Source organism: Arthrobacter sp. NPDC093128 (assembly GCF_040683875.1).
GTDB lineage: Bacteria > Actinomycetota > Actinomycetes > Actinomycetales > Micrococcaceae > Arthrobacter.
The window spans coordinates 42,467-61,905 of record NZ_JBFBEY010000016.1 but is presented as its reverse complement, the minus strand read 5'-3'; the positions used below and the strand labels follow the sequence as shown (position 1 = coordinate 61,905).

The following is a 19,439-nucleotide window of genomic DNA, read 5'->3' as shown; positions in this document are numbered from 1 at the left end:
GGGACGGGCCATTTCGCTTTTCGGGCGGCCCGGTCCCGTCGGCACTTCACGCACGTATTCCTGTCAGCCCTCCATGAAAGAGTATTTGCATGACTGATCCACTCCTCGCCCACGCCACGGAATACGGGCGGATGTATGCACGCTCAACATCCGACGCATTCTCCGTTCCGTCCATTACGACGGTCATCGGCCAGCAGCCGCACGGCCTTGACGGCTGGTTCGGGTACATGGGGGCGAACAGCCTTGCCAACGATCCGGCGCTCCCCGCCATCCTGGGAAGTCCGGCCAAAGTCCGCCAGGCGGTCAGCCGGGCAGCCAAAGCAGCAGAAACCTACCGCGACGACGCCGCCAAGCGCGGGGACCGGGTGCACAACTACTGCGAACAGGTTGCGCTCAGGGCCCTCGGCCGGCCCCACCAGATGAAGGAAATGCGGGAGGCGCTGACGGCCAACGGCGAGGAAGCCTTTGCTGCCCGCTTCGATGAGTGGTGGGAACTCTTTGGTGTGGAGCCCATCGCCCCGGAAGTCACGGTCTGGAACAAAACAGTGGGCTATGCGGGCACCCTTGACCTTGTGGCAAAGATCAACGGCAGGACCTGCATCATCGACTACAAGACCAAGGGCACCACCCGCGACGGCACCGTCAAGCCGCTGGACGACAAAGTGGTGATGCAGCTGGTGGCAGGGATGAAAGCCGAGGAAAGCCTGGTTGATCCCGTCGCGGGGGAGTGGGAGCCGTGGAAGCACGGTGATTCCCCGGTGCTGCTGGCGGTAGCCGTGGGCGAAACCGAGGTCCGGCCGATGCGGGCCAACCCGGATGTGCTCAAGCACCACTGGTGGAAGTTCTGCTCCCTCCGCCGGGTCTGGGAGATGTCTGCCGACACGGTCAGCGCCGGCACGGCACTGCTTCCGGTGGCGCCGCCGTCGCTGCCCGTGCCAGCGCCCGCACTGCAGGCTGTGCCCGGAAGGTAGCGGGCCAACTAAACTGGACTGGATCCCGTAGCGCCCACCGAAGGACAGATTGCACATGGCCATTTTGAGTATCCGCATCATCGGCGACCCCGTGCTGCGCACAGTGGCCGATCCCGTGACGGAATTCGGGCCGGAACTCGCAAAACTGGTTGCCGACATGACGGAAACCATGGAGGACGTTGACGGCGCAGGCCTGGCCGCGCCGCAGGTCGGGGTCAGCAAGAGGGTTTTCACCTACCGCATCGGCGGCGTGGAGGGGCACGTCATCAACCCCGTGCTGGAGAACAGCGACGACTTCCAGCCCGATGAGGTGGAAGGCTGCCTGTCCATCCCGGGCCTTGGCTTCCCCGTACGCCGCCGCCGGGCCACCCGCGTGACCGGCGTCGACCTGCACGGCAACCCCGTCTCCGTGGACGGCGAGGGCATGCTTGCCCGCTGCTTCCAGCATGAAACGGACCACCTCGACGGCATTCTCTTTACCGACAGGCTCGAAGGCGAAGACCGCAAGGCCGCGCTGCGCTCCATCCGCAATGCCAACTACGACGCCATCACCGAAAAGACGACGTCGAAGCGGGCGAAGACCGTGGGCTCCAGCTTCGGCGGCGGAAGCTTTGGCAGCGGCAGTTTCGGCGCCGGCGAGTGAGGGTACTCTTTGCCGGCACCCCGGCTGTCGCGGTACCGTCCCTCGACGCATTGCTTCGGGCCGGCTTTGACGTCGTTGCCGTCCTGACCCGGCCGGATGCGCCGATTGGGCGCAAACGCGTGCTGACGCCGTCGCCCGTTGCCGCCCGCGCCGCCGAACTGGGTATTGAAGTGATCCACGCCGCCAAAGTGGATGCGGATGTCACGGCAAGGATCGCCGCAGTCGCGCCGGACGTCGCGGCGATCGTCGCGTACGGCGGCCTGATCCCGCGCCCAGCCCTGGACGTTCCACGGCACGGCTGGATCAACCTGCATTTCTCCCTGCTGCCCGCCTGGCGCGGTGCCGCCCCGGTGCAGCGCGCCGTCATCGCCGGCGATGACATCACCGGCGCTGTCACGTTCCTCCTCGAGGAAGGGCTGGACACCGGCCCCGTGTTCGGCACCCTCACCGAGGCCGTTCGCCCGGAGGACACCGCCGGTGACCTCCTGGAGCGCCTCTCGCACAGCGGCGCGGTCCTGCTGGCCCAGACTCTTTCTGCAATTGAGTCCGGGCGGGCGGCAGCCGTCCCCCAGGCAGGGGACGTGTCCCTGGCGCCCAAACTGGGCATCGACGACGGCCGGATTGACTGGCACGAACCTGCCCTCGCGATTGGGCGCAGGGCCCGCGGAGTCACGCCCGAACCCGGCGCATGGACCACGCTTGAAGGGCAGCGCGTCAAACTCGAACCGGTGGTGCTCCGCGCCGAGGGCCCGGAACTGAAGCCGGGGCAGGTGCTGCTGGACGGAAAAAGCGTGCTGGTAGGGACGGGGTCCCACCCTGTTGAGCTGACGCGGATACAGCCCTCGGGCAAAAAGATGATGGCCGCCGCTGATTGGGCGCGCGGACAAGCAGCACTGGAAGGCGTGGTATTCGAATGAGTGAGTCCGGAACGGGCGGCAGCAGCCGCGGCAGGGATCCCCGGCACGGGAAATCAAGCGGCGGAGGGCAGTCCGCCGGCAGCCGCCATGGCAGCCAGCGGGACGCCCAGGGCCGGGAGCGCAACCGCGGCCCGAAGCGGAACTTCACCGAGAACGCCCCCTCCCAGCGCACCCGCCGGGCTGATCCGGCCCGCCTGGTGGCATTTGAAGTGCTGCGTGCCGTCGCCTCGGACGATGCATACGCGAACCTCGTGTTGCCGGCCCGCATCCGCCACCACGGGCTGGACAAGCGGGACGCAGGTTTCGCCACGGAGCTGAGCTACGGGGCCCTGCGCGGCCAGGGGACGTATGACGCCGTCCTGGCCCGCTGCGTCGACCGCCCGCTGGACCAACTGGACCCCGCCATCCTGGACGCCCTGCGGATCGGCGCCCACCAGCTGCTGGCCATGCGCGTCCCCGCCCACGCCGCCCTGGACCAGACCGTGGGGCTGGCCCGCGCCGTCATTGGCGCCGGGCCCTCGGCACTCATCAACGCGGTACTCCGCAAAGTCTCCGCCCGCACCCTCGAGGAGTGGCTGGAGCTGCTCCTCAGCGACGAGACGGACGAGACCCGGATCGCCTCCATCCGCTACGCCCACCCGGAGTGGATTGTCCGCGCGTTGAGGCAGTCCCTCGTGGCACACGGCCGCTCCGTCACCGAAATCAACGAACTCCTCGAGGCGGACAACGCAGCCCCGGTGGTTAACCTCGTGGCGCTGCCCGGGCTGGGCAGCCTGGACGAGGCGCTGGAAGGCGGAGCAACCGCAGGCGAGCTCGTGGAAGGATCGGCGCTCTCCAGCGGAGGAGACCTCGGCCGGCTGGCGTCGGTGCGCGAAGGCAGCACCAGGGTCCAGGATGTGGGCTCGCAGCTGGTGGCCCGCGCCATGGCCGCCGTGGACCTGGCGGCCGTCGATGGGGAGCGTGCGGACCTTGCGGCCACCGGCCAGGCCGGCGAAAAATGGCTGGACCTCTGCGCCGGACCGGGCGGCAAGGCGGCGCTGCTGGGTGCCCTCGCCCGGGAGCAAGGCGCCACCCTGCTGGCCAATGAACCCGCACCACACCGTGCCAAGCTGGTGCGGCAGGCACTTTCCGCGGTTCCGCACGAGGTCTGGCATGTCCGGACCGGGGACGGCCGCGACGTGGGAACGGAAATGGCGGAGACTTTCGACCGCGTGCTGGTGGACGTCCCCTGCAGCGGGCTCGGTGCCCTGCGGCGCCGGCCCGAGTCGAGATGGCGGCGCACCCCCAAGGACCTCGCGGACCTTGGCCCGCTCCAGCGCGAACTGCTCAAGTCGGCACTGGATGCCGTCCGGCCTGGCGGCGTGGTGGCCTACGTGACCTGCTCGCCGCACCCCGCCGAAACAACCGCCGTCGTCACCGATGCGCTGCGCAAGCGCGATGACCTCGAACTGCTCGACGCCGGCGCCGCCCTGGACAAGGTGAGCCTGCCCGGCCACCTTGAAGCCGGGCATGAACTGACGGCCCAGCTGTGGCCCCATGTGCACCGGACCGACGCCATGTTCCTGGCTCTCATCCACAAGAAACCCTGATCCCTCCGCCTTTTGTGAAAGGAGCCGACATGGCTCAGTGCTGCATCAACCCCAGCATCCTCTCCGCCGACTTCGTCAACCTCGAGGCGGAGCTGCGCAGAATCAGCAACGCCGATGCCGTCCATGTCGACGTCATGGACAACCACTTTGTGCCGAACCTGACCCTCGGCCTGCCTGTGGTCCAGCGCATCCAGGCCGTCAGCCCGGTGCCGCTGGATGCGCACCTGATGATCGCCGACGCGGACCGCTGGGCACCGGCCTACGCCGATGCCGGCGTCGCCTCCGTGACATTCCACGTCGAAGCCTCGATCGCGCCCATCAAGCTGGCGCGCGAACTCCGGGCGCGAGGGGCCAAGGCCGGAATGGCGCTGCGCCCCGGCACCCCGGTGGAGCCGTACCTGGACATGCTTTCCGAACTGGACCTGCTCCTGATCATGACCGTGGAGCCGGGTTTCGGCGGCCAGTCATTCCTTGACCTCACACTCCCCAAGATCAGGCGCGCCCGGGCAGCCATCGATGGTTCCGGCACCGGCGTGGCGCTGCAGGTGGACGGCGGCATCACCGAGGAGACGATCGTCCGGGCAGCCGAGGCGGGCGCCAACGTCTTCGTCGCTGGGTCCGCCGTGTACGGCGCGGACGACCCCGCAACGGCGATTGACCGCCTCAGGGCCGCCGGCTCGCGCCCGGTTTCTTCCGGGGCGCATGCCGTCCCGGAATCATGACGGAGTCTGACGGGAATAGCAGGACCAGTCATTCAGTTGTGACAGAATAACAACACACATACGTGCTCCGGGGTCGGTGTAAGTCCGAACCGGCGGTGACAGTCCGCGACCCGCGAGCCGGCACAGGTCCTATCCAGGAGCTGTTCCGGCGGACGGTTGAACCGGTGAAATTCCGGTACCGACAGTTAAAGTCTGGATGAGAGAAGCACGTACAGCTGTTACTGCAGCGCCCTTCAGGCGGTGCGGTATTGCGCTGTCGTATACCCCCGGAGCCAACGCGGTTCTTGAGGGAAGGAACGACGAACGCTTTGACGCCGCAGACAACAGCCTTGTTCAGCGCTGCCGAGATCGATGCCATGGAGGCCGCCCTCGACGCGGCCCTCCAGGGTCCCCGCGGGGCGAACCCGCTGGTGGGCGCTGTCGTCGTCGGATCCGACGGCCAGCGGCTGGTGACCGGATACCACCGCGGCGCCGGGACCGCCCACGCGGAGGCAGACGCCATTGCCCAGGCAGGCATGAAAGGCATCGACCTGGCCGGGTCCACCATGGTGGTCAGCCTGGAACCCTGCAACCACTGCGGACGGACCGGGCCGTGTGCCCAGGCAATCATCGACGCGGGCATCGCGTCCGTGGTGTACGCCGTCGACGACCCCCATGATCCTGCCGCGGGCGGAGCCGCAACGCTGCGGGCCGCCGGCGTCGACGTCCGTTCCGGGCTGTCCGCCCGGGCTGCGTTCGAGCTGAACCGACGGTGGTTTGAAGCCGTCATCGCCAAGCGCCCCTTCGTCACCCTCCACATTGCCCAGACCCTGGACAGCCGCATCGCGGCAGCGGACGGCACCAGCCAGTGGATCTCCAGCCCGGAATCCCTGGCTGACAACCACGGACTCCGCAGCCGGGTTGATGCGATCCTGGTGGGTACCCAAACACTCCTGGTGGACAATCCCCGGCTCACCGCCAGGGACGCCTCGGGCGAGACGACCGGCAGCCAGCCGCTGCGGGCGGTCATGGGGCTCCGCGGAATTCCCGACGACGCCGCCATCCACGGGGACGACGGCCGCGTGCTGCACCTGCCCACCCGCGACCCGAACGAGGCCTTGGAGCAGCTCTTCTCCGCCGGCGTCCGGCACGTCATGGTCGAAGGCGGTTCCCGGATCCTGAGCGCCTTCCTCGCCGCAGGACTCGTGGACGAACTGATCGTCTACCTGGCACCCACCCTGCTCGGATCCGGTACGGCAGCCCTCGGCGAACTCGGCATCACCACCCTGGCGGAGGCCCAGTGCTGGGATTGGGATGCGGCGTCCGGGGGAGCCGTGCAGACCCTCGGCCGGGACCTGAGGCTGCACCTTTTCCCGGGGCATTCCGAACCTGCCGGCCTGGCAGTCGATGCCGGCACCGAACTTTTCCCATCCGAAATCCACCCACCCGAACCCTTACCGCACCGCACCGGCGCGGGCACCGCCACAGGAGGCCACTGATGTTTACCGGAATTATTGCCGAACAGGGCAAGGTCCTGTCCGTTCAACGCAACGGCGACGTCAGCGCCACAGTGCGCCTGCATGCGCCCGGCAGCACCGAGGGCCTGGCACTTGGCGGTTCCGTGGCCGTCAACGGGGTGTGCCTGACCGCCACCGCCATTGACGGCAAGGACTTCAGCGTCGACGTCATGGGCGAGACCCTGGTGCGGAGCACCATCGGAGAGCTCGACGCCGGCGACACCGTCAACCTGGAACGCTGCGTTCCTGCCGGCGGACGCCTGGACGGACACGTTGTCCAGGGACACGTGGACGGAGTCGGCGAACTCCTCGAACGCGAGGGCCTGGGCAATTGGGACCGGCTGCGGTTCGGCGTGCCTGTGCGGCTGGCGCGCTACATCGCCGAAAAGGGCTCCATCGCCGTCGACGGCGTCTCCCTCACGGTCACGGCCGTCAGCGACGCTCCGGAACCGGCTCCGTGGTTCGAGGTGGGCCTCATCCCCACCACCCTCGCCGAAACCGGGCTGGGGGCGAAGAGCCTTGGCGGCAGGGTCAACCTCGAAGTTGATGTGCTCGCCAAGTACACCGAGCGCCTGCTCGCCTTCGCCGGCGGCACCGGAGCCGGCAACGTGGCTGCCGGATCGGGGGACTCAAAGTGAACCAGGTCAAGCACACCCCCGAACTGCGCAGCGAAGAACTGCGCACCGGAGAACTGCGCACCGAGGACCTGGGAGCGAGGACCGGGCTGGACCCGATCGAAGTCGCCGTGCGTGCGATGGCTGCCGGCCGTCCGGTCCTGGTAGTGGACAACGAGGACCGTGAAAATGAAGGCGACATCATTTTTGCCGCCCAGCACGCCACTCCCGCCCTGATGGGTTGGACCGTCCGGTACAGCTCCGGGGTGATCTGCGTACCGCTCGACGGCGCCCGCGCCGACGCCCTGCTGCTGCCGCCCATGGTGGAGGTCAACGAGGACTCCAAGGGCACTGCCTACACGGTGTCCTGCGATGCCGCCGTCGGCGTCAGCACCGGAATCTCCGCAACGGACCGGGCACTCACGGCCCGGGTGCTGGCGGACCCCGGGAGCAGTCCGGGATCAATCACCCGTCCCGGGCATGTTTTTCCGTTGCGCGCCGTTAACGGTGGAGTGCGTGAACGTCCGGGCCATACCGAGGCGGCCGTGGATTTGTGCCGGCTTGCCGGTCTGGAACCGGTGGGCGTGATCGCGGAGGTTGTATACGACGACGGAGAAATGATGCGCCTGGACGGACTTCGCGGCTTCGCTGCAGAACACGGTTGCCCCCTGATCTCGATCGAGGATCTGGTGGCCTACCTGGACGCAGCACAGCCCGGCGGACAGGCAGCGGTACCGGCAGGGAAAGAGGAGATACGATGACGGCTTCAGAGGCACGACATGAGGTCAGGGCCGAGCGCGGTACCCACCCGGTGAGCGGGGGTCCCATTGTCCAGCTGCCCAGCGAATTCGGGGAATTCGTGGCACAGGCCTGGACAGACCTGGTGACCGGCGCGGAGCATCTCGCGATCAGCTCCCCCCTCCCGCCCGTCGACGGAAAGCCGCCGCTGGTGCGGCTGCACTCGGAGTGCCTGACCGGAGACGTCTTTGGCTCCTACCGCTGCGACTGCGGTGAACAGCTGGCGTACGCGCTCGAAAAGATCAATGAAGAGGGCGGGACCCTGCTGTACCTGCGGGGCCAGGAAGGCCGCGGCATTGGCCTGGCCAACAAGATCAAGGCTTACGCCCTGCAGGAGGCCGGCTTCGACACCGTGGAAGCCAACGAGCACCTGGGCCTGCCTGTTGACGCCCGGCGATACAACGCTGCCGCGCAGATCCTGGCGGAGATGGGCCTCCACGATGTGCGGTTGCTGAGCAACAACCCGGACAAGCAGAACCGCCTGGCGGATGCCGGCGTCAACGTGGTGGAAATGGTCCCCACGGAGGTTCCGTCGCGCGAGCAGAACATCCGTTACCTGCAGACCAAGAAGGACCGGATGGACCACCGGCTGGTCCTGGACACCCAGACGGCGGAGCCGGTGACGGCACTGCCGGCGGCCGGCCAGGGCACCTTCCAGCACGAGCAAGACTGACCCGAACACGACTGACCCCAACACGTCTGACCAGATACAGAAACGAACCAGGAGACTTTAATGAGTGGACACGGCGCACCGGAGATTGACCTCACCACCCTCGACCCGGCGGAGACGTCGCAGCTGAAGCTGGCCATCGTGGCCGCCAGCTGGCACACCCAGATCATGGATGGGCTGCTGGACGGCGCCCTCCGCGCCGCGAAGGACGCCGGCATCAATGAACCCACTGTCCTGCGGGTGCCGGGCAGCTTCGAGCTTCCCGTGGCCGCCGCCCGGCTTGCCAAGCACTTCGACGCCGTTGTGGCGCTCGGCGTCGTGATCCGAGGCGGCACGCCGCACTTCGAATACGTCTGCGAGGCAGCCACGATGGGCCTGACCGACGTCAGCGTCAACACCGGCGTACCCGTTGGCTTCGGCGTGCTCACGTGCGATACCGAACAGCAGGGCCTGGACCGTGCGGGCCTTCCCGGCTCCTCCGAGGACAAGGGCCACGAGGCCGTCACCGCTGCGCTGGCCACCGCCGTCACCCTCAAGCAGTACCGGTAGGCGTCCCGCCTTGCTTGCTCCGGTGCCGTGTTTGTTGTGTGTTGCCTCACATCCGCGCCGTCACGGAACGGCCCGACAGGCGGGGTCAGGCCCGGAGCAAGTAGGCTGGAGGGCGTGAAGAATTTCGAGACGCTGTTCGCAGAACTGAGTGAGAAGGCAGCCACCCGTCCGGCAGGCTCCCGCACCGTCGCAGAATTGGAGTCCGGAGTCCACGGCATCGGCAAGAAGGTCGTGGAGGAAGCCGCCGAAGTCTGGATGGCAGCCGAGTACGAATCCGATGAGGCCGCAGCCGAGGAAATCTCCCAGCTCCTGTACCACCTGCAGGTCCTGATGCTCGCCAAAGGCCTGACCCTGGAAGACGTCTACAAGCATCTGTAGCCATGCTGAGCGTGGCCGATTGCCTGTAACCAAGACTTCCTAACCCAGAAAGACCCCTCATGCTGCGAGTTGCCGTCCCCAACAAGGGATCCCTGTCCGAAGCGGCTTCGGCCATGCTGTCCGAAGCCGGCTACCGCCAGCGCCGCGATACCCGCGAACTGGTCATGGTGGACCCGGACAACGACATTGAATTCTTCTTCCTCCGCCCGCGGGACATTGCTGTCTACGTCGGCCGGGGCACCCTCGACGTCGGCATCACCGGCCGCGACCTGCTCCTCGACGCCGAGGTGGAAGCCGAAGAGCTGCTGCCGCTGGGCTTTGCTGCCTCAACGTTCCGCTTCGCCGGCCCGGTGGGCGATTTCACCGCAGCTGACCAACTGGAAGGCAAGCGCCTGGCCACCAGCTATGACGGCCTCCTGCGCGGCTACCTCGCCGAGCGCGGCATCAACGCCAAAGTGGTCCGCCTGGACGGCGCCGTTGAATCATCGGTGCGCCTCGGCGTCGCCGACGCGATTGCCGACGTCGTCGAAACCGGCAACACGCTGAAGGCAGCCGGGATGGAGATCTTCGGCGAACCGATCCTCAAATCGGAGGCGGTGCTGATCCGCCGCACCGGCCAAGGCACGGCGAACGGCACGGCCAAGGAGATCGAGGTGCTGATCCGCCGCCTGCAGGGCGTGCTGGTGGCCCGGCAGTATGTCCTGATGGACTACGACATCCGCAAGGAACTCGTGGAGCAGGCCGCGGCGCTGACGCCCGGCCTGGAATCACCCACGGTCTCGCCGCTGCGCGATTCGGAATGGGTTGCCGTCCGGTCCATGGTTCCCAAGAAGGAAACCAACCGGATCATGGATGAGCTCTACGACCTGGGCGCACGCGCCATCCTGGTCAGCAGTATCCACGCCTGCCGGATCTGATCCGGGCCCGTCCAACGGCCCTCACCGAATCCCCTCCAGCGAATCCTCAGGAGTAATCATGGCTGTAGCAGTGCGCGTCATTCCGTGCCTGGACGTTGACGCCGGCCGCGTGGTCAAAGGCATCAACTTCGAGGGCCTCCGGGACGCCGGGGACCCCGTTGAGCTCGCGCACCGCTACGACAACGGCGGAGCCGACGAACTGACGTTCCTGGACGTGACCGCGTCATCGGGCAACCGCGAGACCACCTTCGACGTGGTCCGCCGCACCGCCGAGGAAGTCTTCATTCCGCTGACAGTCGGCGGCGGTGTCCGCGGCGTCGCCGAAGTGGACAAGCTCCTGCGCTTCGGGGCGGATAAGGCCTCCATCAACACGGCTGCCGTCGCCCGGCCTGACGTCATTGACGAAATAACCCGGCACTTTGGCTCGCAGGTCCTGGTGCTCTCGGTGGACGCCCGGCGCACCCGCCCCGGATCCGAGCCGACGGCGTCGGGTTTTGAAGTGACGACGCACGGCGGCCGGCAAGGGACCGGTATTGACGCCATTGCGTGGGCACGCGAGGCCGCGGAGCGCGGCGTCGGCGAAATCCTGCTCAACTCCATCGATGCGGATGGCACCAAGGATGGCTTCGACATCGAACTCATCCGCCTGGTCCGCGCTGCAGTCAAGGTGCCCATTATCGCCTCCGGCGGCGCGGGCAAGCCTGAACATTTTCCGCCTGCTGTCGCGGCCGGGGCGGACGCCGTCCTGGCGGCGTCGATCTTCCACTTCGGACCCGACGACATGATTTCGCAGGTCAAGACCGCCATCCGTGCGGCGGGCTTCGAAGTCCGCTAGCCGACAGCCTTAACGACAACGCGGGGCCACGTGCGCCGTCATCCTTTGATCGGATGGCGCAACGTGGCCCCGCGTGTCCCGTTAAGAGGGATTTGTTAGAGGCCGACTTCGGCTGACTGCAGCAGCGCGACGGCATCCGGCTGGCCTTCGAAGGTGACCAGCGCGTGGCGGGTGCGCCCGTGGGCGTGCATCAGCAGTTCGCCGGGTTCGCCGACAATGGCCACCGACACGGGGGCGCGCTTGGCGACGTGGCGCGGACCGGACGGACGCACCAGCACGATGCCCAGGTCCACTCCGCGGTACAGGATGGCTGCGCGCTTGACGAGTTCGTCCCACAGCGCGTCTGAGTATTCCTCGTCGAGGGCCCGCGGCGCCCAGCGGTCCACCGCACGGCGGACGTCTTCGGTGTGTACGAAGTACTCAATGAGGTTGGAGCTTTCGGCCAGGGCTTTGATCCGCAACGGCGACAGCGCAGGAGGGCCGCCGCGGAAGGTGTTGACCAGGCGGGCGTAGTCCTCGGACGTCTTGACCTTGGCGGCCAGCTTCGCGGTGGCCTCATCGGAGGCCTTGGCCAGGCTCTTGATGACCAGGCCAAGTCCGACGCCGGCCTTCCGCTCACGCAGGTAAAGGTGCGCGGCGAGGTCACGCGTGCGCCAGCCCCGGCAGAGCGTGGGGGAGTCAGGACCGGCCGCTAACAGGGTTTCGGCCAGGACTTCTCGGGACGGATCGACGAAATGCATCACTTGTGAAACTAGCACGAGAGGCGGCGAGTTGCGCAGTGGAAGCGTTGCGAATTTCGAGCTGATCGTCACACTGCAGTGAGGCACTAGACTTGGTCTGATGTCTGAGCAGCCCGCCCCCGCCCCAGTACCTTCTGCAGTGCCCGTTTCGGCACCCGATACTGCACGCGCTGCTGCCCACAACGGCAGCGTTCTCCCTGCCGACGTAGCTGCCGCCCTGAAGCGCGACGGTGCCGGCCTGGTGGCCGCCATCGTCCAGCAGTTCGACACCAACGAGGTCCTTATGCTGGGCTGGATGGACGACGAGGCGCTGCGGCGCACCATGACTACCGGGCGCGTGACGTTCTACTCCCGCTCCCGCCAGGAGTACTGGCGCAAGGGCGATACGTCCGGCCACGTGCAATGGGTCAAGTCGGTTGCATTGGACTGCGACGGCGACGCCCTGCTGGTCCGCGTCGACCAGGTTGGCGCAGCCTGCCACACGGGCACGCGGACCTGCTTCGACGGCCGCGGGCTGTCCGTTGTTGCCGGCGAAGCCAGCGTCACCGGAAACGCCAGCTAGGACTTTCCAGGCCGGGAGCGGCGCAGTCGCGGGCTCCCACCCACAAGATTCAGGCACCACTTACGAAGAGGCGGACAACCATAGCCATGCAGGACCTTGGAATCATCAGCCCGGGCCTCGAGGAATTCCGGGAACTCGCCAGCCACAGCCGCGTCATCCCCGTCCGGCTCAAGGTACTGGCCGACGCGGAGACGCCCATCGGGCTCTACCGGAAGCTGGCAAACGGCCAGCCCGGCACCTTCCTGATGGAATCCGCCGCCGTGGGCGGGGCCTGGTCCCGCTATTCCTTTATCGGCGCCAAATCCCGTGCCACCCTGACCACCAAGGACGGCCAGGCGCACTGGCTGGGCCAGCCGCCGGCCGGCGTACCCGTCGACGGCAACCCTGTGGATGCCTTAAGGGACACTGTGGAGGCGCTGCGCACTGACCGCTTCGACGGGCTGCCGCCGTTCACCTCCGGCCTGGTTGGCTTCCTCGGCTGGGAAACCGTGCGGCACTGGGAAAAGCTCACCAGCCCGCCCGAAGACGACCTGCAGCTGCCGGAACTGGCCCTGAACCTGGTCACCGACATGGCAGTGCACGACAACATGGACGGCACGGTCCTGCTGATCGCCAATGCCATCAACTTCGACAACAGCTCCGAGCGCGTGGATGAGGCATGGCACGACGCCGTGGCCCGGGTCAAGGCACTCCTGGCCAAGGTCAGCACGCCCGTGGAACAGCCGATTTCGGTCCTGGAACCCGCCGCGCTGGACTTTGCCTCCAGCGTGCAGGAGCGCTGGAACGAGCCCGACTACCTCGCTGCGCTGGACCGCGGCAAGGAAGCGATCGTTGACGGCGAAGTGTTCCAGGTGGTCATCTCACGCCGCTTCGAGATGGAGTGCGGGGCCGATCCGCTGGATGTGTACCGGGTCCTGCGGAACACCAACCCCAGCCCGTACATGTACATCTTCAGCCTGGAGGACGCCGCCGGCCGGGAGTACTCCATCGTGGGTTCTTCCCCGGAGGCCCTCGTGACGGTCACGGGCGAGGAAGTCATCACGCACCCCATCGCCGGTTCCCGTCCGCGGGGCAAGACCGTGGAGGCGGACAAGGTGTTCGCCGAAGAGCTCCTGGCCGACCAGAAGGAACGCGCCGAACACCTCATGCTGGTGGACCTGTCCCGCAACGACCTCTCCAAGGTGTGCGTTGCCGGCACGGTGGATGTCACGCAGTTCATGGAAGTGGAGCGGTTCAGCCACATCATGCACCTGGTCTCCACGGTGGTGGGCAGGCTCGCCCCCGCCGCCAAGGCCTACGACGTCCTGAAGGCCACGTTCCCCGCCGGCACGCTCTCCGGAGCCCCCAAGCCCCGCGCGCTCCGGCTCCTGGACGAGCTGGAACCGCACCGCCGCGGCATCTACGGCGGGGTGGTGGGCTACCTGGACTTCGCCGGCGACATGGACATGGCCATCGCCATCCGTTCAGCGCTGCTCCGCGAAGGCCGGGCCTACGTACAGGCCGGCGGCGGCATCGTGGCCGACTCGGTCAACCCGACGGAAGCCCTGGAAACCGTCAACAAGGCAGCCGCGCCGCTGCGGGCCGTGCACACTGCCGGATCCCTGCACAACATCACCGCCGAGTCCGTTCCGGAGCCGGGACAGACAGCCGGCGGAGACGCCGGCGGCACACCAAGCCAAAGCTCGGACCGCTGATGGGTGTCCGGGAAGACGGTACCCAGAATGGCGCCGTGCAGGAAGACGGGGCCAGCCAACCGGCCGCCAAGCGCACCGGGGCCCCGGTGTGGGCGCGGAAGTCCTCGCTGGTGCTGATCATTGCGGCCATGGCCCTCGCGGCCTTCGGCAGCACCACCCAGACCTGGCTGACCGTCCACCTTGACCCGGCCCAGCTGGGCCAGGCGGTCAACAGCCAGGACGGCCTCCAGGTGCAGGGCAGCAAGGCCGCCACCACTGTCACCGCGCTGGCCCTGGTGGCGCTGGCGGGCGGCCTGGCCGCCTCGATCGCCGGCCGGATTGCCCGCTGGATCATCACCGCGATCATCGTCCTGGCCTCGGCCGGCATCGTCACCGCGGCCGTCACGGTAATGGTGGACCCGCTCGCTGCGGCCCAGGGCTCCATCGCGGCAGCGACCGGGATCACCGGGAGCAGCGTGCAGGTGAACGTTTCCGCGTTTCCTGCACTCGCCGTCGTCACCGGAATCCTGCTGGGGCTGGGTGCCCTGCTGATTATCCCGGCGGGACGCTACTGGAAGACCCGGACCAAGTATGACGCCGCAGCGGCCGGCGCAGCCGAGGGCCCGGCGGACGAGATCGACAGCTGGGACAGGCTGTCCCGGGGCGACGATCCCACGTAGGCCGGGCCCGCCGATGTCCCCGGCCGATGTCCAAGGTACGGCCAAAAAATGGCAGAATGTAAGCAGTATTCATCCTGAGGAGATTTCCATGAGCAAAGCCACTGTTTCCGCATCCAAATCCGCTGCTGCGGAAAACGTCAACACCGGCGTCGACCACAGCGCAGACCTCGGCCACGGCAACAGCCCGGCAGCCTGGACGTGCGTGATCGTTATGCTGATCGGCGCACTCATCGCGTCCATCGCCTTTGTCATTGCCAGCACGCCCATCTTCATTGCCGGCGCAGCCGTGATGGTCATCGGCCTGCTTGCCGGCTGGATCATGCGCAAGGCCGGCTACGGCGTGGACGGCAGCAAGCTGAAGAACTCCGGCCACTAGCAGTGACTGTCCTCGACGACATCAATGCCGGCGCACGGGAAGACCTGGAGGCCCGCCGGCGCCTGGTGTCCCTCGCCGAGCTGAAGGAACGCGCCGCAGCGGCCGCCCCGGCGCGTGACGCATGGGCTGCCCTCGGCGGAGATTCCTCGCCACGGAACCAGCTGAAGGTCATCGCCGAGATCAAGCGGCGCAGCCCGTCCAAGGGCGACCTCGCGAGCATCGCCGATCCGGCCGACCTGGCTGTCCAGTACGCCGACGGCGGAGCTTCCGTCATCAGCGTGCTCACCGAACAGCGCCGCTTCAACGGGTCCCTCGCCGACTTCGACGCCGTCCGTAAAGCGGTGGATGTTCCGCTCCTGCGCAAGGACTTCACCGTTGACGAATACCAGATCTGGGAAGCCCGTGCCCACGGCGCCGACGTGATCCTGCTGATCGTGGCGTCACTGAGCGACGCGGAGCTGCGCGACTTCAGCCAGCTCACCCGTGAACTGGGCATGAACGCCCTGGTGGAGACGCACACGGCCGGGGAGATTGAGCGTGCCGTCGCTGCGGAGGCCCGGATCATCGGCGTCAACGTGCGCAACCTCAAGACGCTCGACGTCGACCGTTCCGTTTTCGCCTCCCTCGCCGGCAGCATCCCACCGGAAGCTGTCATCGTTGCGGAGTCCGGAGTCCGCGGCGCGGACGATGTCCGGCACTACGCCGCGAACGGCGCCAACGCCGTGCTGGTGGGCGAAGCGCTCGTGAGCGACGCAACGCCGCGCGAGCGGATTGCCGAATTTACTGCTGCCGGGGCGGAAGCCATCGCGGCAAGGGTCTGACGACCGGGGCTCCCGCCCGCAGGAAGCTGCGGGCGGGAGCCACCCGATATTTCTTAAGAACAGTGGAACAGGATGGTGAGACCGATGGTCGACGCGCCAACAACCGGCTCTGACGAGGGCACCGCGGACGCATTTCTTCAAGGAGACCGGTCCCTGCGCCACGCGCCAGGTCCCTATTTCGGCTCCTACGGCGGGCGCTGGATGCCCGAATCCCTCATCGCGGCCCTGGATGAGCTGGAGGACACGTTCGAAAAGGCGAAGGCCGACCCGGACTTCGTCGCCCAGATCGCGGACCTGAACAAGAACTACTCCGGGCGCCCGTCCCTGCTCACCGAGGCCAAGCGCTTCGCCGAGCACGCCGGGGGAGTCCGCATTTTCCTCAAGCGCGAGGACCTCAACCACACGGGCTCGCACAAGATCAACAACGTCATCGGCCAGGCCCTGCTCGCCAAGCGCATGGGCAAGACCCGCGTGATTGCCGAGACCGGCGCCGGCCAGCACGGCGTGGCCAGTGCCACCGCCGCGGCCCTGCTGGGCCTCGAGTGCGTGGTGTACATGGGCGCCGAGGACTGCCGCCGCCAGGCGCTGAACGTGGCCCGCATGGAACTTCTGGGTGCCACTGTCATTCCGGTGACCAGCGGCTCGCAGACCCTCAAGGATGCCATCAACGAGGCACTCCGCGACTGGGTGGCAAATGTCGGCCACACCCACTACCTCCTCGGCACCGCCGCCGGAGCCCACCCGTTCCCGGCCATGGTGCGGTACTTCCACGAGGTCATCGGCGAGGAAGCCCGCGCCCAGATCCTGGACCAGGCCGGCCGGCTGCCTGACGCCGTCTGCGCCTGCATCGGCGGCGGCTCCAACGCCATCGGCATCTTCCACGGCTTCCTGGACGATCCCTCCGTCAGGATCTACGGCTTCGAAGCCGGCGGCGACGGTGTGGACACCGGACGCCACGCCGCCACCATCACGCTGGGCAAGCCGGGCGTCCTCCACGGCGCACGCTCGTACCTGATGCAGGACGACGACGGCCAGACCATCGAGTCGCACTCCATCTCGGCGGGGCTGGACTACCCCGGCGTCGGCCCGGAACACTCCTACCTCGCGGACATCGGCCGCGTCAGCTATGAGCCCATCACGGACTCGGAGGCAATGGACGCCTTCCGGCTGCTTTGCCGCACCGAGGGCATCATCCCCGCGATCGAGTCCGCCCACGCACTTGCCGGCGCCATCAAGGTGGGCCAGCGCCTCGCGGCCGAGGCCGGCAGGGCAGGCGAAGCCGCAGCCGACAAGATCGTGATCGTGAACCTTTCCGGCCGCGGCGACAAGGACGTGGCCACGGCCGCTGAATGGTTCGACCTGCTGGACAAGGGTTCTGTAGAGGCCGAGATCGGCAAAGAGGGGGAGCAGCTGTGACCGGCGTTCAGGACATCACCAGCACCAGCAAATCGGCAGCCGCCATCGACAAGGCACGCGCTGAAGGACGGGCAGCCCTCATCGGCTACCTGCCCGCCGGCTACCCCGACGTGGAGCAGACCATCGCCGCCGGCATCGCGCTGGCAGAGAACGGCGCCGACCTGATCGAGATCGGGATCCCGTACTCCGACCCCGTCATGGACGGGGTGGTCATCCAGGCCGCCACCACCGAGGCCCTCGCCAAGGGATTCCACGTCCGCCAGGTCTTCGACGTCGTCCGCGGCATCACCAGCAAGACCGACGCCGCCGTATTGGTGATGACCTACTGGAACCCCGTCATCCGGATGGGCGTGGATGAATTCTCCCGTCTCCTGGCCGAGGCCGGGGGAGCCGGACTCATCACCCCCGACCTGATTCCCGACGAAGCCGCCGAATGGATGGCCGCCTCGGACAAGTACGGACTGGACCGCGTTTTCCTCGTGGCGCCGTCCTCCTCGCCGGAACGGATGAAGCGCACGGTGGATGCCAGCCGCGGCTTCGTCTACGCCGTGTCCATCATGGGCGTCACCGGTGCCCGCGAATCCGTCAGCAGCGCTGCCCAAGGCGTCGTAGCTGCAGCCCACGCGGCGGGAGCGGAACGCGTCTGTGTGGGGCTCGGCGTCTCAAATGCCGGCCAGGTCCGCGAGATCGCGGCCTACGCTGACGGCGTGATCGTGGGGACGGCGCTCGTCGCCGCCATCCGCGACGGCGGCGTGGAGGCTGTGGCTGCCCTTACCAAAGACCTCAGCGCCGGCCTGACCAGGGAAGAAGCCTAAACAATGCAGACTGTCCTCCACGCGGCGGCCATGCTCCCCGCCAGTATTCCGAGTCCGGACTGGTCCGGGTTCGACATTCCGCTGCCGTGGGGGTCACTGCGGATCCACGCGTACGCGCTGTGCATCCTGGCCGGAATCGTCGTTGGCCTCTGGCTGACGTCGGTCCGCTGGAACAAGCGCGGCACGCCGGAGGGCAGCCTGTGGGACATCGCCATCTGGGCGATCCCGTTCGGTATCATCGGCGGCCGCCTCTACCACGTGTTCTCGTCACCGGACGCATACTTCGGCCCCGGCTTCGACGGCACGGGTGACCTTTCCCTGATCCCGCAGATCCAGCGCGGGGGATTGGGAATCTGGGGTGCTGTCCTCCTCGGCGCCGTGGGCGCCTGGATCGGCTGCCGCCGTGCGGGGGTGAAGCTCACCGCGTTCCTGGACGCCGCCGCCCCAGGGCTGCTGCTGGCCCAAGCCGTCGGGCGCTGGGGAAACTACTTCAACCAGGAACTCTTCGGCGGACCCACCACCCTTCCCTGGGGCCTGCAGATCGACGCCGACAACGCGAACTTCCCGGCCGGAATGCCGGCCGATACGCTGTTCCACCCCACGTTCCTCTATGAATCCCTGTGGAACATTGCGGGTGTGGTGATCCTGCTGGCCCTGGACCGGAAGTTCAACTTCCGCCGCGGACGGCTGTTCTGGATCTACGCCATGTACTACACCCTGGGCCGGGTCTGGATCGAAGCCATGCGGATCGACGACGCCGAACAGATCAACCTGTTCGGCATCACCACCCGGCTCAACGTCTGGACCAGCATCGTGGTGTTCCTGGCGGCCCTGATCGTGTTCGTGGTGCTGGGTCTCCGCAAGCGCGATGAGCCGGATACTCCGTACCTTGCCGGTCACATTCCGGCGGAGAAGGACGGCGAAACTGAGTCCGGGAACCGTGAGGACGCCGAATTGGAGGCCGTTCCGGCGCACGGCAAAAGCATCCGGCATTCGGACAAGAGTGTCTCAGATAGTGAGTCCCGTGGTAATCTCCCAGATAACCAAAGCGGTCCGGGGCACACTTCCGCCCCAACTGAAGCGGTGACGGATTCGTCTGTCGGCACCAAGCCCGTCAAGGGCTCGCCGGCAGCCGGAAACCCCGATCACCAGGACTCCGGATCCGCGCCGGGCACTGACGGCACCAAGTAGTCAGTTCCGGCAACCGGGCCGCAGAGCTACCGCTCGCAGCGCCCGTTCCCACAGCGTCGTGGCACC

General features: G+C 67.3%; 22 protein-coding genes and 1 riboswitch. Of the genes, 21 read left to right on the top strand and 1 reads right to left on the bottom strand.

What is annotated here, in order from left to right:
* The first annotated feature begins 89 nt into the window (after nt 1-89).
* The 13 genes from AB0N24_RS18780 to hisF all read left to right on the top strand — a co-directional run bounded on the left by AB0N24_RS18780 (nt 90) and on the right by hisF (nt 11,099).
* Nucleotides 90-971 (top strand): cytochrome, encoded by an 882-nt coding sequence (locus tag AB0N24_RS18780; RefSeq protein ID WP_364127436.1) that lies wholly within the window; start codon nt 90-92, stop codon nt 969-971.
* 55 nt (nt 972-1,026) lie between these two features.
* Nucleotides 1,027-1,614, top strand: a complete 588-nt coding sequence (gene def, locus AB0N24_RS18775) for a peptide deformylase (RefSeq protein WP_364127433.1) — start codon at nt 1,027-1,029, stop codon at nt 1,612-1,614.
* Complete coding sequence (gene fmt, locus AB0N24_RS18770) at nt 1,611-2,531, top strand: methionyl-tRNA formyltransferase (RefSeq protein WP_364127431.1); 921 nt, start codon at nt 1,611-1,613, stop codon at nt 2,529-2,531. The genes def and fmt overlap by 4 nt, the downstream gene beginning before the upstream one ends.
* On the top strand, nt 2,528-4,120 hold the full coding sequence (locus AB0N24_RS18765) for a transcription antitermination factor NusB (RefSeq protein ID WP_364127428.1): 1,593 nt from the start codon (nt 2,528-2,530) through the stop codon (nt 4,118-4,120). Before fmt ends, AB0N24_RS18765 begins: the two co-directional genes overlap by 4 nt.
* 29 nt (nt 4,121-4,149) lie before the next feature.
* Nucleotides 4,150-4,842 carry a ribulose-phosphate 3-epimerase gene (gene rpe / locus AB0N24_RS18760; protein WP_364127425.1) on the top strand — a complete coding sequence of 231 codons (693 nt, stop codon included), beginning with the start codon at nt 4,150-4,152 and terminating at the stop codon, nt 4,840-4,842.
* Nucleotides 4,843-4,900: 58 nt separating this feature from the next.
* Nucleotides 4,901-5,055, top strand: a riboswitch (FMN riboswitch).
* Nucleotides 5,056-5,198: 143 nt separating this feature from the next.
* Nucleotides 5,199-6,320: a bifunctional diaminohydroxyphosphoribosylaminopyrimidine deaminase/5-amino-6-(5-phosphoribosylamino)uracil reductase RibD gene (gene ribD / locus AB0N24_RS18755; RefSeq protein WP_364127594.1), complete on the top strand. Its 1,122-nt coding sequence runs from the start codon at nt 5,199-5,201 to the stop codon at nt 6,318-6,320.
* On the top strand, nt 6,320-6,976 hold the full coding sequence (locus AB0N24_RS18750; RefSeq protein ID WP_364127423.1) for a riboflavin synthase: 657 nt from the start codon (nt 6,320-6,322) through the stop codon (nt 6,974-6,976). Before ribD ends, AB0N24_RS18750 begins: the two co-directional genes overlap by 1 nt.
* Before the next feature lie 38 nt (nt 6,977-7,014).
* Entirely contained in the window at nt 7,015-7,713 is a 699-nt protein-coding gene (gene ribB, locus AB0N24_RS18745) for a 3,4-dihydroxy-2-butanone-4-phosphate synthase (RefSeq protein ID WP_364127592.1), read from the top strand.
* A complete protein-coding gene (gene ribA / locus AB0N24_RS18740; RefSeq protein ID WP_364127421.1) occupies nt 7,710-8,423 on the top strand; it encodes a GTP cyclohydrolase II in 714 nt (237 codons plus the stop codon). Before ribB ends, ribA begins: the two co-directional genes overlap by 4 nt.
* Nucleotides 8,424-8,483: 60 nt before the next feature.
* A complete protein-coding gene (gene ribH / locus AB0N24_RS18735) occupies nt 8,484-8,969 on the top strand; it encodes a 6,7-dimethyl-8-ribityllumazine synthase (RefSeq protein WP_364127418.1) in 486 nt (161 codons plus the stop codon).
* A gap of 114 nt (nt 8,970-9,083) precedes the next feature.
* On the top strand, nt 9,084-9,347 hold the full coding sequence (locus AB0N24_RS18730) for a phosphoribosyl-ATP diphosphatase (RefSeq protein WP_028270786.1): 264 nt from the start codon (nt 9,084-9,086) through the stop codon (nt 9,345-9,347).
* Between the two features lie 59 nt (nt 9,348-9,406).
* Nucleotides 9,407-10,264 (top strand): ATP phosphoribosyltransferase, encoded by an 858-nt coding sequence (gene hisG, locus AB0N24_RS18725; protein ID WP_364127414.1) that lies wholly within the window; start codon nt 9,407-9,409, stop codon nt 10,262-10,264.
* Between the two features lie 58 nt (nt 10,265-10,322).
* A complete protein-coding gene (hisF, locus tag AB0N24_RS18720) occupies nt 10,323-11,099 on the top strand; it encodes an imidazole glycerol phosphate synthase subunit HisF (RefSeq protein ID WP_364127412.1) in 777 nt (258 codons plus the stop codon).
* 95 nt (nt 11,100-11,194) lie between these two features.
* Here the strand turns inward: hisF and AB0N24_RS18715 are convergent, their stop codons facing one another.
* Nucleotides 11,195-11,839 carry a TIGR03085 family metal-binding protein gene (locus AB0N24_RS18715; RefSeq protein WP_364127589.1) on the bottom strand — a complete coding sequence of 215 codons (645 nt, stop codon included), beginning with the start codon at nt 11,837-11,839 and terminating at the stop codon, nt 11,195-11,197.
* A gap of 100 nt (nt 11,840-11,939) precedes the next feature.
* On the opposite strand from AB0N24_RS18715, the gene hisI reads away from it, so the two are divergent.
* The 8 genes from hisI (at nt 11,940) to lgt (ending at nt 19,373) form a co-directional block, all read left to right on the top strand.
* Nucleotides 11,940-12,401 (top strand): phosphoribosyl-AMP cyclohydrolase, encoded by a 462-nt coding sequence (gene hisI, locus AB0N24_RS18710; protein ID WP_364127409.1) that lies wholly within the window; start codon nt 11,940-11,942, stop codon nt 12,399-12,401.
* A gap of 86 nt (nt 12,402-12,487) precedes the next feature.
* Complete coding sequence (locus AB0N24_RS18705; protein WP_364127407.1) at nt 12,488-14,095, top strand: anthranilate synthase component I; 1,608 nt, start codon at nt 12,488-12,490, stop codon at nt 14,093-14,095.
* Nucleotides 14,096-14,130: 35 nt separating this feature from the next.
* Nucleotides 14,131-14,754: a Trp biosynthesis-associated membrane protein gene (locus AB0N24_RS18700; protein WP_364127404.1), complete on the top strand. Its 624-nt coding sequence runs from the start codon at nt 14,131-14,133 to the stop codon at nt 14,752-14,754.
* Between the two features lie 88 nt (nt 14,755-14,842).
* On the top strand, nt 14,843-15,130 hold the full coding sequence (locus AB0N24_RS18695) for an HGxxPAAW family protein (RefSeq protein ID WP_104174908.1): 288 nt from the start codon (nt 14,843-14,845) through the stop codon (nt 15,128-15,130).
* 2 nt (nt 15,131-15,132) lie between these two features.
* Nucleotides 15,133-15,951: an indole-3-glycerol phosphate synthase TrpC gene (trpC, locus tag AB0N24_RS18690; protein ID WP_364127402.1), complete on the top strand. Its 819-nt coding sequence runs from the start codon at nt 15,133-15,135 to the stop codon at nt 15,949-15,951.
* 84 nt (nt 15,952-16,035) lie between these two features.
* Entirely contained in the window at nt 16,036-17,367 is a 1,332-nt protein-coding gene (gene trpB, locus AB0N24_RS18685; protein WP_364127399.1) for a tryptophan synthase subunit beta, read from the top strand.
* A complete protein-coding gene (gene trpA, locus AB0N24_RS18680; protein ID WP_181038921.1) occupies nt 17,364-18,182 on the top strand; it encodes a tryptophan synthase subunit alpha in 819 nt (272 codons plus the stop codon). Before trpB ends, trpA begins: the two co-directional genes overlap by 4 nt.
* A 3-nt stretch (nt 18,183-18,185) precedes the next feature.
* Nucleotides 18,186-19,373: a prolipoprotein diacylglyceryl transferase gene (gene lgt, locus AB0N24_RS18675; protein ID WP_364127397.1), complete on the top strand. Its 1,188-nt coding sequence runs from the start codon at nt 18,186-18,188 to the stop codon at nt 19,371-19,373.
* Nucleotides 19,374-19,439: the final 66 nt, after the last annotated feature.

Excerpts from the sequence above, each read along its gene's own strand:
- def (WP_364127433.1), top strand. The coding sequence starts at position 1,027 with ATGGCCATTTTGAGTATCCGCATCATCGGCGACCCCGTGCTGCGCACA.
- ribH (WP_364127418.1), top strand. The coding sequence starts at position 8,484 with ATGAGTGGACACGGCGCACCGGAGATTGACCTCACCACCCTCGACCCG.
- hisI (WP_364127409.1), top strand. The coding sequence starts at position 11,940 with ATGTCTGAGCAGCCCGCCCCCGCCCCAGTACCTTCTGCAGTGCCCGTT.
- AB0N24_RS18705 (WP_364127407.1), top strand. The coding sequence starts at position 12,488 with ATGCAGGACCTTGGAATCATCAGCCCGGGCCTCGAGGAATTCCGGGAA.
- lgt (WP_364127397.1), top strand. The coding sequence starts at position 18,186 with ATGCAGACTGTCCTCCACGCGGCGGCCATGCTCCCCGCCAGTATTCCG.
- ribD (WP_364127594.1), top strand. The coding sequence starts at position 5,199 with ATGGAGGCCGCCCTCGACGCGGCCCTCCAGGGTCCCCGCGGGGCGAAC.
- hisF (WP_364127412.1), top strand. The coding sequence starts at position 10,323 with ATGGCTGTAGCAGTGCGCGTCATTCCGTGCCTGGACGTTGACGCCGGC.
- AB0N24_RS18715 (WP_364127589.1), bottom strand. The coding sequence starts at position 11,839 with ATGCATTTCGTCGATCCGTCCCGAGAAGTCCTGGCCGAAACCCTGTTA.
- AB0N24_RS18765 (WP_364127428.1), top strand. The coding sequence starts at position 2,528 with ATGAGTGAGTCCGGAACGGGCGGCAGCAGCCGCGGCAGGGATCCCCGG.
- AB0N24_RS18750 (WP_364127423.1), top strand. The coding sequence starts at position 6,320 with ATGTTTACCGGAATTATTGCCGAACAGGGCAAGGTCCTGTCCGTTCAA.
- AB0N24_RS18780 (WP_364127436.1), top strand. The coding sequence starts at position 90 with ATGACTGATCCACTCCTCGCCCACGCCACGGAATACGGGCGGATGTAT.
- trpB (WP_364127399.1), top strand. The coding sequence starts at position 16,036 with ATGGTCGACGCGCCAACAACCGGCTCTGACGAGGGCACCGCGGACGCA.
- hisG (WP_364127414.1), top strand. The coding sequence starts at position 9,407 with ATGCTGCGAGTTGCCGTCCCCAACAAGGGATCCCTGTCCGAAGCGGCT.
- ribA (WP_364127421.1), top strand. The coding sequence starts at position 7,710 with ATGACGGCTTCAGAGGCACGACATGAGGTCAGGGCCGAGCGCGGTACC.
- AB0N24_RS18695 (WP_104174908.1), top strand. The coding sequence starts at position 14,843 with ATGAGCAAAGCCACTGTTTCCGCATCCAAATCCGCTGCTGCGGAAAAC.
- rpe (WP_364127425.1), top strand. The coding sequence starts at position 4,150 with ATGGCTCAGTGCTGCATCAACCCCAGCATCCTCTCCGCCGACTTCGTC.